1 protein-coding gene is annotated in these 408 nt (G+C 61.5%); it reads right to left on the bottom strand.

All coding sequences use genetic code 11. From position 1 onward, the window contains the following. The coding region (locus KDK95_RS35215; RefSeq protein WP_372463438.1) for a protein-L-isoaspartate O-methyltransferase family protein at positions 1 to 205 on the bottom strand (205 nt) is incomplete at its 3' end. Positions 206 to 408 lie beyond the last annotated feature (203 nt).

Raw genomic sequence — 408 nt, 5'->3', positions numbered from 1 at the left:
TGTAGGCCACCACGAAGGGCTGGCTGATGGTCTGCCCGCAGGCGATGCCGAGCGCGCTGTCGCGGTAGGCATGTTCGCGATCGCCAGCCGCCACGAAGACTTCGCGCGGCACCTCTTCCATGGCGCGCAGCACAGCCTGGTTGCTGATCCCCCGCCGCCGCAGGCTGAGCTGAAACATCATCTTCTCGGGCGGTTCTTGCGACATTGCGGTCTCGTGGGGGACTCTGCCGCCGATCCAATGCTTCGGCCTCGCCGAGATGTAATAGCCCATGCGCACTTAAGGAAGAATTTCCTCAAGATTTTGGTTCCTACTCCCGGAACTGCGGTCGTGACCCCGCGTTAGGGCACGGCAAATCCTTCGCCGGGAAGTTCTTAGCCTTATAGCGTGCCGGTTCATCTCGACGTTGC

The organism is Actinospica acidithermotolerans, assembly GCF_018139625.1.
GTDB lineage: Bacteria > Actinomycetota > Actinomycetes > Streptomycetales > Catenulisporaceae > Actinospica > Actinospica acidithermotolerans.
This window is presented reverse-complemented; position numbering and strand designations above follow the sequence as displayed.